Below are 16,033 nucleotides of genomic sequence, written 5' to 3'. Positions count from 1 at the left end.
TTTGTTTTTTTGACCTTGCGAGATCAGGCCCCGCCGGGCTGCCCGAACGACAGCCGCTCGGCGAGGACCGCAGCCTGGGTCCGCGAGCCGACACCGAGCTTGCGCAGGATCGTGGAGACGTGACCCTTCACGGTCTGCTCGGCGATGTCGAGCTCGCCGGCGATCTGCTTGTTGAGCTTGCCCTCGACGATCATCGTGAGAATGCGCAGCTGCTGCGCCGACAGCGAGGCCATGCGGGCGGCAAGCTCGACATCGGCGCTCTGGATCGAGCCGCGGCCGCCGACATTGGGGGGCATCCAGATTTCGCCGGCCAGGATCTTCGTGATCGCCTCCGCCATCTCGGGCAGGCTGAGCGATTTCGGGATGTAGCCGGATGCGCCATAGGCGATGGCGCGACGGATCGTGGCCGCGTCCTGCCGCGCCGAGATGATCGCAACCGGCACCATCGGAAATTGCGCCGACAGGATGAATAGCGCGGCAAATCCCTGGATCCCCGGCATCGTCAGGTCCCATAGGATGAGGTCGATCTCGTCCGATTGCGCCGAGAGCACGCTCACCGCCTCGTCGAGGGACTGGCAGGCTATGATGTCGAGGTCGGGCAGCACGGTCGACAGCGCGCTGCGGAGCGCAGCCTGCACCAGCGGATGATCATCGCCGATAAGGATGCGCATGGTCACACTGATGAGGCTCCCTGTTGGGTCCCGAACTGCCGGCTCAAGGCCTCACCCCCGAGGAAGCGACGCAGCGCCGCGGGCTTGAGCGGCTTGGACAGTACCTCGCAGCCACGTGCCTTCGCCGCTGTCCGGACGGCCTCGCTGCGATCTCCGGTGACGACCAGCGCGCAGGCGCCGCGGCCCGATCTCTGCCTGAGATCGTCGAGAAAGTCCAAGCCGGTACGCTCGCCATCAAGATGATAATCGACCAGCACGACGTCGGGCGGGCTTGCCGCGGCCGCCGCCATCGCGTTGGCGGCATCGGTTGCGACCAGGACGCGATGACCCCAGCCGCCGAGCAGCGCCGTCAGACCATCGAGGATCGTTGCATTATTGTCCAGGCACAGGATCGTCAGCGCACGCTCCGTCACATCAGGCGCCGCGTCGGCCGATTTGCGCTGGAGCGACGTTCCCGGCCCGTGCGCGAGCGGCACCGTGACGGCAAAGCAGGAGCCGTGTCCGGGGCGCGAACGGAGGTCGACGGGATGACTGAGCAGCCGCGAGATGCGATCGACGATCGCGAGCCCTAGGCCCAGCCCTTTCTCCGATCCCGGTGCCAGGCGTTGGAACTCCTCAAAAACGCGCTTCTGATCCGCCGCGGCGATGCCGATCCCGGTATCCCAGACCTCGATGCGCAAGTCGCCGCCGCGTCGCCGGCAGCCAAGCAGGATGCGTCCCTTGAAAGTCTCCTTGGGCGTGTAGCGCAGCGCATTCGAGAGCAGGTTCTGCAAGATCCGTCGGAGCAAATGCGGATCGCTGCGCACAGCGAGCCGGCAATCGACGACGCGGAGGACGAGCCCACGCTCGCGCGCCATCGCGGAGAATTCCACGTTCAGCTGCACGAGCAGATCCGCGATCGGAAAGTCGATCGGCTCGGCACGAACGGCACCGGCATCATAAGAGGAGATGTCGAGCAGCCGATCGAGGACATGCTCGGTCGAGCGCAGCGCCGTGATGGCGCTACCGGCGAGAGTTCGCTCCTTCCCCGCGGCACCAGCGTGCGAAGAAGCATGGAGGCTCTCGTCAAGCGCGAACAGGAACAGACGCGCCGCGTTCAGCGGTTGCAGCAGATCGTGGCTGGCCGCCGCCAAGAAGCGGGTCTTGCCGAGATTGGCCTGCTCGGCCTCCGCCTTGGCCTGCTCAAGCGCCTCGGTCCGCTCGCGGACACGCAGTTCGAGATCCTCGTTGGCGCGCCGCAACGCTTCCGCAGCGCGGTGACGTTCGGTCACGTCGGTGTAGGTCGAGACATAACCGCCCTCGGCGGCGCGATTGTAGACAATCTCGAGCACCGTGCCGTCCGGCCGCTTGCGCTCGTACAGATAGGGCCAGCTCTGGGTCGCGACGTCGCGATTGACCAGGAGCGCAGCGAATTCGGACGCGGCGTATTCGCCGCGCTCGACATTGAAGGCAATGAGCTCGGAGAGCGGAAGGCCGACGCGCACGAAATCCGGCGGCAGGTCGAGCAGCGCGATAAACCGCCCGTTCCAGGCCGTGATGTTGAAATCGGCGTCGAACGCGCAGATGCCCTGTGGCACGCTTTCGAGCGTGCTTTGCAGCAGGCTGCGATTGAAGCGGAGGGCTTCTGAAGCCTCGTCAAGCATCGCCATCGCCGCCCGCCGCGACAGCGAGTGCCCTTCCAGCGAGGCTGCAATCACCACGCGCGCCGACGCAGCACCGATCGCGCCAGCGAGAAGATTCTCGGTGAAGCGGATCGAGTCGAGATCGACGAAGTCGGACGGATCGAGGCGCGGCCCGGTGCCCGCCATACGCGATGTGAGATAGCCGTCAAAAGCCGCCTCGCCGCGCTCCGCACCGACAAAGCGCCGGGCGAGCGCGCGGAGATCGTCGAGCCGGACCACCACGCGCGATGACAGTTTTGGCACCGTGTCGCGGACGACACCGTCGGCAAATGCCGCAGCCTGATTGCGCTCGACGGTGGTTTGCCGCCCCAGCAGCGAAAACGCAACGAAGCAGATGATGTTGGCGGCAAGGCTCCACAGCGTCGCGTGCGAGATCGGATCGAGCCCGCCGAGGTCGAACAGTGCGTTCGGCTTGAGGAAAGCGAGCTGCCACGGGCCGTGGCTAACGATCTCCTCGAAGGCGGGCCATAGCGGTGCGGCCGAGGGAAGCAGCAGCGTATAAGCCCAGATCAGGAATCCGGCGGCGATTCCCATCGAGGCACCGATCTTGTTGGCACGCTGCCAGAACAGGCCACCGACGAACGCTGGACCGAATTGCGCGACTGCGACGAACGACAACAGGCCGATGACGGTGAGCGGATAGGCCTGGTTGACCAGGCGGTGCATGAGGTAGGCCAGCAGCAGAATGCAGAGGATCGAGAGCCTGCGCACCGTCATCAGCACCGAAGTCACCGGCCGGCTTTGGGCGCGCAGGCCGAAGAAGCGCGAGCGCAGCAACAGCGGCATGATGACGTCGTTGCAGAGCATGGTGCTCAGAGCGACGGAAGTCATGATCACCATGCCGGTGGCGGCCGACAGTCCACCCAGGAAGGCGATCAGGCTGATGGTGCCCGCATCCGCTGCGATCGGCAGCGAGATGACGTAGGTGTCGGGGTCCGTCATCGCACCGAACCTTGCAAGGCCGGCGGCCGCGATCGGCAGGATCAGCAGGCTGAACAGCGCAAGATAGGCAGGATAAAGCCACGCTGCGGTGCGCGTATGGCCAGGGCTCTCGTTCTCGACGACGGCGACGTGGAACGCCTGCGGCAGACAAAGGAAGGCAATCGCCGAGATGATGATCGTCGAGGGCCAGACCGGCTGGGCGGGATCGAAGGCGAGGATCCCAGCCAATTGCGGATCCGAAGAGAACTGCGACAGCAGCGCGGCTGGTCCTCCTGAGAGCCCAAACAGCACGAACAACGCGACGACAAGGAAGGCGATCAGCTTGACCACGCTCTCGAACGCAATCGCCAGCATCAAGCCGCGATGATGCTCGCTGGCATGGACGTGGCGAACGCCGAACACGATTGCGAACAGCGCCATCGACGCCGCGACGCCGAAGGCCGAGTCCTGCCAGAACCGCAGCGCCTCGCCGCTGGCGCGCTCAGGCTGCAGGATCAGATAGTCAAAGCTCTTGCCGACGGCCTTGAGCTGAAGCGCAATATAGGGAAGCACTCCGAGCAGCGAGGCCAGCGTCACGAAGGCGGCGAGTACTTGGCTCTTGCCGTAGCGTGCGGCGATGAAGTCGGCGATCGAGGTGACGTTCTGGGCCTTCGCAATGGCGATCAACTTGCCGAGCAACTTCTGGCCGAACAGCAGCACCAGCGTCGGACCGATATAGATCGTGGCGAAGTCCAGCCCGCTGGTGGCGGCGCGGCCGACCGACCCGTAGAAGCTCCATGAGGTGTTGTAGACCGCAAGCGTCAGGCAATAGCTGATCGCCGCCGCCCAGGACTTTGGCGAGACCAGCGGTCCGTCCGCGCTCCGCCGATCGCCCCACCAGGCAATCAGGAACAGCGTAGTCACATAACCGGCCGCGACCGCGAGAACGAACCACGCCTGCAAGATATCCTCACTCCAGACCGATCCGCCCACTCATGAGGGCTCGGAACGCGGGCGGATACTAAAGCGTTTTCAATCGCATGGAAGGCACTTTGGATCGGCGGCCGGCTGTCCAGCCGCCGATCCAGTCTTGACGTCAGGCCGCCTCGCGCGACAAGCGAGCCTGCGGAAGGCCCTTGAGCACGAGGTTGACTACGACCGCGACCACGATGTTGAGCACGAGCGCCAGCAGACCGGTGTAGATCGCGACCTTGCCGGCGCCGAAGTCCATGCCGTGCAGCGGCTTCAGCCCATCCGACCAGGCCAGCCACGATCCGCCCGCAAGGCCGACGGCCCAGCCGGCCAAGAGCGCCGTGCTCGAGAACCAGGTCAGATAGAGACCGAACACCAGCGCCGGCAGCGTCTGCAGGATCCAGAGGCCTCCAAGCAATTGCAGGTCGAGCGCAAACTGCGTCGGCATCAACAGGATGGCGAGCAGCGCGCCGACCTTTACCAGCATGGACGTGATCTTGGCGACCTTGGCTTCACCTGCCGGCGTCACCTTCGGATCGACCCACACCTTCCAGAAGTTGCGGGTGAACAGATTGGCCGCGCCAATGCTCATGACAGCTGCCGGCACCAAGGCACCGATCGCGATCGCCGCGAAGGCAAAGCCTGCGAACCAGCTCGGGAACAGCGTCTTGAACAGCTCCGGTACGACGTCATTGTTGCTCGCAAGCTTCAGCCCTGCCGCGTGGCCCATGTAGCCGAGAAGCGCCAGCAGGCCGAGCAGCAACGTGTAGGCCGGCAGCAGCATCGCATTCTTGCGAATGGTGTTGCCGCCTGACGAGGCGAAGATGCCGGTCAGCGTGTGCGGATACATGAAGGCGGCGAGCGCCGAGCCGAGCGCCAGCGAGGCGTAGGGCACGATCTGCGCCGGCGACAGCAGGATGCCGCCCGAGCCCTTGGCCGCAAACGCTGCATCCGCCGCGGTGAAGATCGCGCCGTAGCCGCCGAGCTTGGACGGCACGATCGCGATCGCGGCGATCACCACGATGTAGATCATGATGTCCTTGACGAAGGCGATCAGCGCAGGCGCGCGCAGGCCCGACGAATAGGTGTAGAGCGCCAGCACCAGGAAGGCCAGGACGAGCGGCACCTCGCCGCGCAGCCCGAGCGCCTTGATCGCGACTTCCATGCCGATCAGCTGGAGCGCGATGTAGGGCATCGTTGCCAGCACGCCGGTCGCCGCAACGGCAAGCTCGAGCCCGCGCGAGCCGTAGGCGCCGCGTACCACGTCGCCGGCCGTGACATAGCCGCGGTTCTTGGCGACCTTCCACAACACCGGCATCACCGCAAAGACGAAGGGATAGACGATGATGGTGTAGGGCAACGCGAAGAATCCGTAGGCGCCGACCGCGTAAACGAGGGCGGGCACCGCGATCACGGTGTAGGCGGTGTAGAAATCGCCGCCGACCAGGAACCAGGTGATCAAGGTCCCGAACTTGCGGCCGCCGAGGCCCCACTCGTCGAGGTGAGCTAGCGTCTCAGGCTTGCGCCAGCGCGCAGCGACGAAGCCCATGCCGGTGACGAGGATGAACAATACGAGGAAAACGGCGAACGCCGCGCTATCGACATTAGCCAGCACGACGCACGCTCCTGTAGACGATGTAGGTGAGCAGCGAGGTCAACGGCACCCAGGCGAGCTGGTACCAGTAGAAGAACGGGAAGCCGAACAGATAGGGCTCCCGGATATTGTAGAACGGCACGATCATCAGGCCGATGAACGGCAACAACAGCAGCAGACGTATCACGCTCTCTCCTCCCTATGAGTGAAGTCGACGCGCTTTTCGTGAAGCGCGCCTTGAGCGCGATATAGCGGAGATTACCGCCAGCCCCTCCCCCTACCTTGGCGCGGCCAGCCACCCATACTTTCGTATGGGCGCGGCGACCGATAGGTCGTCACTGCAAGAAGCCCGCGACAAAATTGCGTCGCAATTTTGCGCAGGCGATGAAGCAATGACGGAGGAGGGAGACGCCTACTGCCGCTTGCGCTCGTTCGCCGGTGCCGGCTTCGGCGGCTCGGCCGGAGGCGGCGCTGCGGCTGGTGCGCTGTTGCTGGCGCCGAACAGCACGCGGGTCGGGTTGCGGTCGAAATTGTTCACAGCGCGGCTGATGTCGCCGAGGGTGCGGCGACCGTCGGTCATCAGCGCACCGGAGCGCTTGTCGAAATCCTCGGCCAGTTCGCGGATCGACTTCACCGTCAGGAACAGCTCGCCGCCATCCTTGCCGCCGGCAAGCGTATTGAGGCCGAGCATGAGGTTGTCGGCCTTCAGCATCACGCCGTCGACCTTGGCCATTACGCCATCGATCTTCTCGGAATTGCGCGCGAGCGAATTGGTGAAGGTCTCGAGATTCTTCAGCGAGTTCTTCACCGACTCCTGATTGTCGGCGACGATCTTGTTGATGTTCTGCAGCGTGCCGCGGATCGCCTCGGTGACGTCCTGGAGCTTGTTCGGATCCGCCGTCAGCGTCGGAATGCCGTCCTCGTCGAGCGGCGGCGGCGGCGCGGCCTCCTCGCCGCCCTTGAGCGAGATCGCGGCGACGCCGGTCAGTCCCTGGAATTCGAGGCCGACCAGGGTGTCCTTGCGCAGCGGCGTGTTGTTCTCGATCATGGCGAGTGCGACAACCCGCCGCGGATTGTCAAGCTTCACCGAGACCACCTCGCCGACCCGGATACCGTTGAAATTGACGCTGCCGCCGTTGCGCAGGCCGGCCGCGGGGCCCTCGAACACGACGCGAAAGGGGCTGCGCAGCTTGGTGGTGTGCAGCGACTGGAACCAGAGCACGAAGCCGATCGCAGCCGCAATCACCGCCAGCGTGAAAGATCCGATCAATACGTAGTTTGCCCGCGTTTCCATCAGGTGCTCCGGCTACTCAACCCATCACTGCGCGGGCGCGCTTGCCATGGAAATACTGCCTCAGCCAGGGATGCTGCGAGGCCTGCATGTCGGCAATCGACCCTGCCGCAATGATCTTACCGTTCCCTAAAACGGCGATGCGGTCGCAAGCTGTGTAAAGGCTGTCGAGGTCGTGGGTTACCATGAAAACGGTCAGCCCCAAAGTCCGCTGCAGCGTCCTGACCAGCTCGTCGAAGTCGCCGGCGCCGATCGGATCGAGGCCCGAGGTCGGCTCGTCGAGGAAAACGAGATCAGGGTCGAGCGACAATGCGCGGGCGAGCGCGACGCGCTTGATCATGCCGCCGGACAGTTCCGAGGGGAAACGCTCGGCCACCTCAGACTTGAGGCCGACCATGGCGAGCTTGGCCATGGTGATCTCGTCCATCAGCCGCTGCGAGACACGCAAATACTCGCGCATCGGAAACTGGATGTTCTGCCTGACGGTGAGCGAGGAGAACAGCGCGCCTTGCTGGAACAGCACGCCCCAGCGCCGCTCGACATTGCGGCGCTGCGCGGTGTTGGAGGAATCGAGGTCGACGCCGAACACCTCGATGGAGCCCGCGATCTTCGGTACGAGGCCAATGATGGTCCGGGTCAGCACCGACTTGCCCGCGCCTGAAGGACCGACAAAGCCGAGAATCTCGCCGCGCTTGACGTCGAGGTTGAGGCCGTCGAGCACCCGTGTGCTGCCGAACTGCACGGTGATGTCGCGGACGCGGATGATGGGGTTTTGAATCGCGCTTTGCGTGTCTTGCGCCATCTCACATCCCGATCGAGGCGAAGAAGATGGCGAACACGCCGTCCATCACGATGACGAAGAAGATGCCCTTCACCACCGAGGCCGTGGTGTGCTGTCCGAGCGATTCCGCGCTGCCCTGCACCGCGAGGCCCTCGACGCAGGCGACGATGCCGATCACCGCGGCCATCACGGGCGCCTTGACGATGCCGACGATGAAATGATCGATCGAGATGGCATCGCGCAGGCGCAGCAGAAACGCTTCGGGATCGACGCCGCCATAGAGCCAGGCGACGAGGCCGCCGCCGTAGAGCGCGGCCATGGCGCCCAGGAAGGCGAGGATCGGCAGCGCCAGCACCAAGGCCAGCATGCGTGGCAGCACCAGCACCTCGATCGGATCGAAGCCCATGGTGCGCAGCGCGTCGATCTCCTCGCGCATCTTCATCGAGCCGAGCTCGGCGGTGTAGGCGCTGCCCGAGCGGCCCGCGACCATGATCGCGACCAGGAGCACGCCGATCTCGCGCAGCACCAGGACGCCGAGCATGTCGACGACGAAGATGTCGGCGCCGAAGCGGCGGAAATGGAAGATGCCTTGCTGGGCGATGATGCAGCCGATCAGGAAGGTGATCAGCACGATGATCGGCACCGCGCGCCAGCAGACCTGCTCCATGTGGTGCACGGTCGAGGTCAGGCGGAGCGAGCGGGGATGGATCAGCACATGAACGCCCGCCGCAAGCACGGCGCCCAGCATGTCGATCAGGCCGGCAAAGGTGCCGCCGACACCGGCTACGGCGCGGCCGATCTGCTCCAGCATGCCGGTGATGGTGATCGCCGACATCTCGGCCACAGGGCTCGCACGGACCCGGCGCACCTCGTCGACGAGGCTCGAATAGTTGGCGGAGAGCCCCGCGATCTGCGCCTCGACGGCGCCTTTCGTCAGGCTGCGGCGGAGCCGCTCGATCAGCCAGGCCCCGAAGGTGTCGAGCTTGGCAACCTCGGAGACGTCGATGAAGATGTTTTGCGGGCTGCCGGCGAGCTTCTCGGCATCTGCGACCATCCGCTCCAGGGCCGGCGCGAAGCTCGCGGTCCAGGTCCCGGTGGCGCAGAGGGCCAGCGCATTGCCTTTGGCAATCCGTTCCAGCTTCGGATCGCCGCTCAAGGTGTCCGCTCCCATACGACCAGGGCGGAGGAAATCAGATTGTTGCGCACGCGCCCGTACCCGGAAAAGGTATCCCCATTTGGTTAATATTAGTTGCTAGAGGTAACCGCCAGGTTCAGATTTCGCCAGAGTTCAAAATGACTTCCAGCAAAGTTCCTGCCCTTTCCGCGCGAATCGAGCGGTTTCCGATCGCCGGCAGTTTCACCATCAGCCGGGGCGCCAAGACGGAAGCGGTGACCGTCGTGGCCGAAGTGAGCCAGAACGGCCTCTTCGGCCGCGGCGAATGCGTCCCCTATCCGCGCTATGGCGAAACCCCCGAGGCAGCCCTTGCGGCCATCGAGGCCATGCGGGCGGCCGTGGCTGATGGCCTGACGCGGCAGGCCCTCCAGGCCGCCATGCCGCCGGGAGCCGCCCGCAATGCGCTGGATTGCGCCCTGATCGACTTCGAGGCCAAGGCGGCCGGCCAGCGGGCCTGGAACCTGCTGGACCGCCCGGAGCCGGGGATGCGCACCACCGCCTATACGATCTCGCTGGGCACGCCCGAGGCCATGGCGGCGGCAACCGCCAAGGCGTCGCATCGGCCGCTATTGAAGATCAAGCTCGGCGGCGACGGCGATGCGGAGCGGATCGCGGCGGTGCGCAAGGCCGCTCCCGAATCCGAGCTGATCGTCGATGCCAACGAATCCTGGACCGAGGCCAATCTGGAGGCCAACCTCGCGGCCTGCGCCGCCGTCGGCGTCACCCTGGTGGAGCAGCCGCTGCCGGCGGGCAAGGACGAGGCGCTGGCGCGGATCAAGCGGCCGCTCGCGGTCTGCGCCGACGAGAGCGTGCATGACCGCAGCTCGTTGGCACCGCTCCGCGCGCGCTACGACGCGGTGAACATCAAGCTCGACAAGACCGGCGGCCTCACCGAAGCGCTCGCCATGGCCGATGCGGCGCAGGCACTCGGCTTCGAGATCATGATCGGCTGCATGGTCGCGACCTCGCTGTCGATGGCGCCTGCCATGCTGGTGACGCCGCAAGCGCGCTTCGTCGATCTCGATGGTCCCTTGCTGCTCGCCCGCGACCGCGATCATGGGCTTCGTTACGACGGCAGCCTGGTCTATCCGCCTGATGCCGCATTGTGGGGCTGATCCTTCAGCCGATGCCGCGCCGACCAGATCAGAAGCGCGCCGGCCGCGGCCATCCCCGCCATGACGTAGTACAGCCCCTCGCCATAGCTTGCGTAGATCGCGCCTGAGATGATCGACGTCGCCGAGCTCAACAACCCGGTGGTCGCCGCGTAGTATCCCTGTGCTCGCGCCATTTGACGGGGCGGCACGTGATGCACCAGGAGAGTCATCACGCCAACCTGGGTCAGGCCGAAGCTCAGGCCATGTCCGAGCTGCGCGATAGCAAGCAGGCCGATCGGCGGCTCATGCGCGGTAATCGACCAGCGCATCACCGCACTCAAGCCTCCGATCACCACCAGCAGCGCGGGATGCAACGAAAAGCGCGGCGACACCGCGAAGACGACAATCTCGGCACACACGCCGAGCGCCCACAGCCCCGCGATGGTCAATCCGCCAAGACCGTGGCTCTGCCAGTTGATCGAGGCGAAGGTGTAGTAGGCGACGTGGCTGGACTGGATCAGCGCGGACGAGACGATAATGGCGAGGAAGCCTGCGTCGCGCAGCAGAGGCCTGCCGCCCTCCGCCACCCCAGACGTTCGCGGCACCTCCTCCAGCGGCTGCAGCGAAAGCCCTGTCAAGGCCGAGATCGTCGCCATCGCGACAATGATCCAGATCAGCTGGCGCGCCGCAATCAATTCGATCAACAGTCCGCAGGCGAGCGCACCCAGGATGAACGCGACCGATCCCCAGAGTCGCACGGGTCCGTAGTCGAATTTGTAGCAGGCGACGCCGCGCAAAGCGTAGGCATCGGTAAGCGGCGTCAGCGGGGTCCAGCAGCAACAGGTCACGATGTAGAGCACGAGCACCGGCAAGGGCAGCTGCTGGGTGCCGACCAGCATAAAGAGAAGCGCGGTGGCCGACGCCGTCAGGATCATCGCGCCGCGCAATGCGCGGCGCCGTTCGGCAAGGCCGGTCACGACGGGCAGCGTCGTGAAGCGCGTGACGGCGGGGACGGCGCTGATGATTCCGATCCAGCCCGGCTCGATGCCGATGGCCTTCAACCACACAGTGAAGAACGGCAGATGGGTGCCCAGGACACCGTAGGACGTGCCGTAGAACAGCGCGAGACTCACGGCGAATCGCCGCTTGACCGCCGCTGGCGTGGGGATTTGTGATTCGCTCTGCATCAAACCAATTGCGATTCGGTCGATATCGTGGTGATCGTTACAGTAACGCGCACTGATTTGCGCGACGAGATTGCCATGGCCAACGAAGCATTCGCCCTCTCGCCCATGTCTGCCCGCGCGGCTGAGCCGAACGAGCAGGATTACGACGCGATCCGCGAAGCCTTCATGGAGACGGCGCGCGGCCGCTGGTTCCTCGGCGAATACGCCAAGCGCAACCGCAACGCCGACACAAGCATGGTGCTCGATGCGGTCGCGAAAATCGAAGAAGCCCTTGCGGCACAGCGACAACCCGTCGTCGAGGATCGCCTGCCGGAAGCGCTGGTCGCGATCCGCCGCGCGGTCGAGGACACAGAAAGCACCGTCGCCAGGGCGTTCGATCCCGCCGCGATCGAAGCGAGCCTTGCGCCTGTGACGCGCGGCGTACGCATCATCAAGGAGATCTCCTGGCGCTGGCGCGAGATCGGCGCCGACGGGCGAATCTGCGATCTGATTGATTCGCAGCTCGCCTCGATCGAAGCGGCCTGCGCCCAGGTGTCGGGGATCGATCCGCGCGGCGACCTCAAGGCCGCCTTTGATCTGCTCAAGGACCGGATCGAGCAGACGGACGCTGGGGGCGCTGCTGCACAGCAGGCAACGGCGCGACCTACGCCCGAGCAGCCGGCGGCTGGGGCACCTGTTGGCGAAGCGCGACCGGCGATGGCGAGCGAACCACCCGTGGCTTCTACGGAGACGCCGCAGGAGATTGCTCCCGAGCCTGAGGCAGTCGCCGACATCAGTGGCATCGCCGAGGAGGCGATGATGGACGTCGCGGTCGCGCCCGAGATCGTCGAAAGCCACGCTCCCGCCGTCGAGGAGAACTTTGCCGCGGTCGAGGACAACCTCGCCGGACTCGCAGACGTTGCCGAGATCACCGACGAATTCTCCCTTCACGCGGCCGCTGAGGCCGAGGACGACGCCATCCTCGACGCCATCGCGCTGGAGATGGCCGCGCCCGATCCGGAGTTCGACGCGATCGTCGAGCCCATGGAGATGGGTGCAGCAGTTCCCGAGCCGATGCCGGAGCAGATGCCCGCGGAGATCGCGGAACCGGTCGCCGAGCAGCCGCCGATCGCGCCCCATATTGAGGAGCCCGAGGTCGAGGAGCCCGTCGTCGAGGCGCCGATCGCGATGGAATCGCTCGCGCGCTTGACCGATGCCATCGCGGAAGCCGCCGCCGAAGTGATGGAGCAGCCGGCCCCCGCCATGGCGGCCGCAGCATTCTCTGGCGGAGCCCCCAGCGCAACGCTGCCGTTGCCGTCGCCCCTGCCCGAGCCCTCGCTCGGCGCCACCATCCTCGCCAGCGGCATCGTGCAGAAGCCCCGCCCCGCCGCCAACGACGCGCTCGCCCCGATCCGCCGCATGACCCAGGCCGAGAAGATCGCGTTCTTCTCGTAGCGGCGTTTGACGCACCCCTGCACCACTGCCGTAGGGTGGGCAAAGCGAAGCGTGCCCACGCATTGTCCGTGATCGAAAGAGATGGTGGGCACGGCGCTTCGCGCCTTTGCCCACCCTACAATTTCCAAGCACTTGGCGAGTAGCTGAGACCAGCGTGATCTAGATCACGCCCCGTCCAGGGTGATCGCGATCACGGACCACGCCTTCGAACGCGACCTAGTCTCCTCGCAACCAAACTCGCATCGAGATGAGTGCCAAAGGAGCACGCCATGTTCCGCCTGAAATCCGCCGTGATGACTGTTGGCCTGCTGGGAAGCCTGTTCGGCTTCGCCTGCGGGCCTGTTTCTGCGCAAGTTGCCCCCGTCACGCCCGCCCCGACCACGCTGCAAGGCCCGGAGCAGCGGGTGGCGCTGGTGATCGGCAATTCGAACTACCAGAACGCGCCGCAGCTTGCGAACCCCGACAATGACGCCCAGTCGATGGCGCAATTCCTCAACTCCGCGGGCTTCGAGGTGATCTCCGCCACCGACCTCGGCCAGAACGACATGCTGCGCGTGGTGCAGGATTTCTCCGCGAAAGTGTCCGCGCGCGGACCGAACACGGTGGCAATGGTCTATTACGCCGGTCACGGCGTGCAGCTTGCCGGCGAGAACTACCTCGTGCCCGTCGATGCCAAAGTCTCGAACCAGACCGACCTCGTCAACGACTCGGTTCGCCTGGTCGACGTGATGTCGACGCTGGAGACGATCCCAAGCCGGATGCGCATCGTCGTTCTCGACGCCTGCCGCAACAACCCGTTCCCCAACGTGAACGACGCCGGCCGGGGCCTTGCCATCGTCGACGCGCCGAACGGCTCGATTGTCGGCTATTCGACCGCGCCGGGCGCCGAAGCGCTCGACGGCACGGGCGGCCACAGCCCCTATACGCAGGCCTTCCTGAACGTCGCGCGCGAGCCCAACGTGCCGATCGAGCAGCTGTTCAAGCGCGTGCGGCTCGCGGTGAACCAGATCACCAGCGGTGCGCAGGTCCCCTGGGAGAGTTCCTCGCTGACCTCGGACTTCACCTTCTTCGGCGACACGGCCGTGGCCGCGAGCCGTGCGCCGGTGCATGCGCCGGTGGTGCAGATGGCCTCCAACCTGCCGAGCCGCTCGGCGCGCCAGGCCTATGATTACGTGCTGTCCGAGGGCAAGCCGGAATATTATCAGGAGTTCGTCGCGATGTATCCGCACGACCCGCTATGCGATCATATCCGCTGGCTGCTGGCGAACCTCTTGATCTCGCAGGCCTGGCACGAAGCGGTGCTCGCGAACTCGCCGATCGGCTACCAGACCTTCTACAGCCACTACAGCAACAGCCCCTATGCACAAGCCGCGCTGAAGCTCGAGGCGCAACCCAAAATCATCCCGCTGCTGCAGGCGACGAAGTTCCTGGCTCCGCAGAACATTGCCCCGACCTTGAAGATCGGCAATCTCGGTCAGCCCAAATACATGCCGCTGATCCAGCAGCAGGGCAATGGCGGCTCGCCGACGAACGGCAACCTGCCGGTCGTGCAGAAGCCGGTCGATGGCAAAGTGATCAGCAAGATCGTCACCCTGCCGGCGCCGACCAAGGCCACGACGAACAATACCGGCATCAGCAAGATCGTGACCTTGCCGGTGACCAACACCACGCCGAACACCGGCAACAACAATGCCGGCCCGGCGGGCAAGATCGTGAGCATGCCGGTGAATGTCGGCAAGGGTGGCTCGACGGTTGATGTCAAGAGCACCGACGTGAAGACGACGAATGTTCAGCCCCAGAACCAGCCGATCCGGGTCAATAACGGCAACACCGGCATCGTGAAGCTCAACAACAACCCGGTGAACAAGGTGCAGGTGCAGAACGGCCAGGTGAACAACCACCCGCAGTTCAATGCGATCGGCAACGGCGGCGGCAACAACAACTTCCGCCAGTCGATGAACCAGTCGCCCGCGATGAACGGCGGCAACAACCACCGCGGCTTCATGCATTGATCGCAGAGGGAGCGCTCCCTCCCCCACTTGCGGGGCAAGCACGATATAAGGGGCAGAGCGGCAACGCTCTGCCCCTTTCTTGGTATCAGCTCTTGGATTTTGTCATTCCGGGATGCGCCGTAAGGCGCAGACCCGGAATCCATTGTGCGGCAGAGAAACGGTAGGGATGGATTCCTGGCTCTCGCTTCGCGAGCCCCGGAATGACGCCTAAGCCACCAGCTCGGCGAACAGATCCGCATCGACATTGCCGCCCGAGAGCACGATGACGACGCTCTTGCCGGCGACATCGAGACGTCCCGCCAGCAGCGCGGCAAGGCCGACCGCTCCGCCCGGCTCGACCACGAGCTTCAGCTCGTGATAGGCGAAGGCAACCGCCGCGCCGACTTCCTTGTCCGACGCGGTCACGCCGCGCGCCAGCAGCTTGCTGTTGATCGCAAAGGTCATCTCACCAGGGATCAGCGCCATCAGCGCATCGCAGATGGTGCGGCCGGCGGGCGGGTGCGGCTCGCGATGGCCTGCGGTCAGCGAGATGCCGTGATCGTCGAACGCTTCCGGTTCGGCCACCACGATCTGGGCCTGCGGATAGCGCGCCTTCACGGCGGTGGCGACGCCCGCGATCAGGCCGCCGCCGGATGCCGGCGCCACCACGATATCGGGTGCAAGACCGAGCGCTGCCATGTCCTCCGCGATCTCGCGGCCGGCGGTGCCCTGGCCTGCAATCACGAAGGGATCGTCATAGGGCCGCACCAGCGTCGCGCCGCGCTTCTCGGCGATGCCGCGCGAGATCGCCTCGCGGTCGTCGTTGTAGCGGTCGTACAGCACGACCTCGGCGCCATAGGATTTGGTGCGCTCGCGCTTCGACAGCGGCGCGTCCGCCGGCATCACGATGGTCGCGTGCATGTCCAGGATTTTTGCCGCCGCCGCCACCCCCTGGGCATGGTTGCCGGAGGAGAATGCGACGACGCCGCCGGCGCGCTTGTCCTGCGGGATCGAGTACACCTTGTTGAAGGCGCCGCGGAACTTGAAGGAGCCGGTGCGCTGGAGCATCTCCGGCTTCAGGAACACTTTTGCGCCGACGCTCTCGTTGAGCACGGGGAAAGACAACAGCGGAGTGCGGACGGCGAAGGGCGCGAGCACGCGCGCTGCGGCGTCGATATCGGCGGGGCCGATCGGAAGGGGCTGTTCGGACATGGCGGGATGTTATCGCGCCCGGAGCGGCG

General features: G+C 65.3%; 12 protein-coding genes. 3 read left to right on the top strand and 9 right to left on the bottom strand.

All coding sequences use genetic code 11. The features are described from left to right. Positions 1-23: 23 nt before the first annotated feature. From XH80_RS19180 to XH80_RS19150, 7 genes are all read right to left on the bottom strand, one after another. Entirely contained in the window at positions 24-677 is a 654-nt protein-coding gene (locus tag XH80_RS19180; RefSeq protein ID WP_271599895.1) for a response regulator, read from the bottom strand. Next, positions 674-4,237 carry a hybrid sensor histidine kinase/response regulator gene (locus XH80_RS19175; RefSeq protein ID WP_271599894.1) on the bottom strand — a complete coding sequence of 1,188 codons (3,564 nt, stop codon included), beginning with the start codon at positions 4,235-4,237 and terminating at the stop codon, positions 674-676. The genes XH80_RS19180 and XH80_RS19175 overlap by 4 nt, the downstream gene beginning before the upstream one ends. 133 nt (positions 4,238-4,370) lie before the next feature. Next, the gene (gene mctP / locus XH80_RS19170) at positions 4,371-5,861 is read right to left on the bottom strand and encodes a monocarboxylate uptake permease MctP (RefSeq protein WP_271599893.1); all 1,491 of its coding nucleotides are present in this window, start codon (positions 5,859-5,861) and stop codon (positions 4,371-4,373) included. After that, complete coding sequence (locus XH80_RS19165) at positions 5,851-6,027, bottom strand: DUF3311 domain-containing protein (RefSeq protein WP_083514315.1); 177 nt, start codon at positions 6,025-6,027, stop codon at positions 5,851-5,853. Before XH80_RS19165 ends, mctP begins: the two co-directional genes overlap by 11 nt. A gap of 225 nt (positions 6,028-6,252) precedes the next feature. After that, a complete protein-coding gene (locus XH80_RS19160; protein WP_271599892.1) occupies positions 6,253-7,134 on the bottom strand; it encodes an MlaD family protein in 882 nt (293 codons plus the stop codon). Between the two features lie 16 nt (positions 7,135-7,150). Then, positions 7,151-7,933 carry an ABC transporter ATP-binding protein gene (locus XH80_RS19155; RefSeq protein ID WP_271599891.1) on the bottom strand — a complete coding sequence of 261 codons (783 nt, stop codon included), beginning with the start codon at positions 7,931-7,933 and terminating at the stop codon, positions 7,151-7,153. A 1-nt stretch (position 7,934) separates the two neighbouring features. Next, on the bottom strand, positions 7,935-9,068 hold the full coding sequence (locus XH80_RS19150) for an MlaE family ABC transporter permease (protein WP_271599890.1): 1,134 nt from the start codon (positions 9,066-9,068) through the stop codon (positions 7,935-7,937). A gap of 137 nt (positions 9,069-9,205) precedes the next feature. On the opposite strand from XH80_RS19150, the gene dgcA reads away from it, so the two are divergent. Next, positions 9,206-10,201, top strand: a complete 996-nt coding sequence (gene dgcA, locus XH80_RS19145; protein ID WP_271599889.1) for an N-acetyl-D-Glu racemase DgcA — start codon at positions 9,206-9,208, stop codon at positions 10,199-10,201. Here the strand turns inward: dgcA and XH80_RS19140 are convergent. Then, positions 10,171-11,367: an MFS transporter gene (locus tag XH80_RS19140; protein ID WP_271599888.1), complete on the bottom strand. Its 1,197-nt coding sequence runs from the start codon at positions 11,365-11,367 to the stop codon at positions 10,171-10,173. The genes dgcA and XH80_RS19140 overlap by 31 nt on opposite strands. A gap of 75 nt (positions 11,368-11,442) precedes the next feature. Here XH80_RS19140 and XH80_RS19135 point away from each other — a divergent pair, with 75 nt between their 5' ends. Further along, positions 11,443-12,801, top strand: coding sequence for a hypothetical protein (locus XH80_RS19135; RefSeq protein ID WP_271599887.1), 1,359 nt, complete (start codon positions 11,443-11,445; stop codon positions 12,799-12,801). 269 nt (positions 12,802-13,070) lie between these two features. Beyond that, complete coding sequence (locus tag XH80_RS19130; RefSeq protein WP_271599886.1) at positions 13,071-14,813, top strand: caspase family protein; 1,743 nt, start codon at positions 13,071-13,073, stop codon at positions 14,811-14,813. A 207-nt stretch (positions 14,814-15,020) separates the two neighbouring features. Here the strand turns inward: XH80_RS19130 and XH80_RS19125 are convergent, their stop codons facing one another. Beyond that, on the bottom strand, positions 15,021-16,004 hold the full coding sequence (locus tag XH80_RS19125; RefSeq protein WP_271599885.1) for a threonine/serine dehydratase: 984 nt from the start codon (positions 16,002-16,004) through the stop codon (positions 15,021-15,023). Positions 16,005-16,033 lie beyond the last annotated feature (29 nt).

The sequence above is a fragment of the Bradyrhizobium sp. CCBAU 45384 genome (genome assembly GCF_028128665.1).
Lineage (GTDB): Bacteria > Pseudomonadota > Alphaproteobacteria > Rhizobiales > Xanthobacteraceae > Bradyrhizobium > Bradyrhizobium manausense.
The sequence above is the reverse complement of the archived record's forward strand: the minus strand, read 5'-3'. Positions and strand labels throughout refer to the sequence as shown.

Excerpts from the sequence above, each read along its gene's own strand:
- XH80_RS19135 (WP_271599887.1), top strand. The coding sequence starts at position 11,443 with ATGGCCAACGAAGCATTCGCCCTCTCGCCCATGTCTGCCCGCGCGGCT.
- XH80_RS19140 (WP_271599888.1), bottom strand. The coding sequence starts at position 11,367 with ATGCAGAGCGAATCACAAATCCCCACGCCAGCGGCGGTCAAGCGGCGA.
- XH80_RS19125 (WP_271599885.1), bottom strand. The coding sequence starts at position 16,004 with ATGTCCGAACAGCCCCTTCCGATCGGCCCCGCCGATATCGACGCCGCA.
- XH80_RS19130 (WP_271599886.1), top strand. The coding sequence starts at position 13,071 with ATGTTCCGCCTGAAATCCGCCGTGATGACTGTTGGCCTGCTGGGAAGC.
- XH80_RS19160 (WP_271599892.1), bottom strand. The coding sequence starts at position 7,134 with ATGGAAACGCGGGCAAACTACGTATTGATCGGATCTTTCACGCTGGCG.
- dgcA (WP_271599889.1), top strand. The coding sequence starts at position 9,206 with ATGACTTCCAGCAAAGTTCCTGCCCTTTCCGCGCGAATCGAGCGGTTT.
- XH80_RS19155 (WP_271599891.1), bottom strand. The coding sequence starts at position 7,933 with ATGGCGCAAGACACGCAAAGCGCGATTCAAAACCCCATCATCCGCGTC.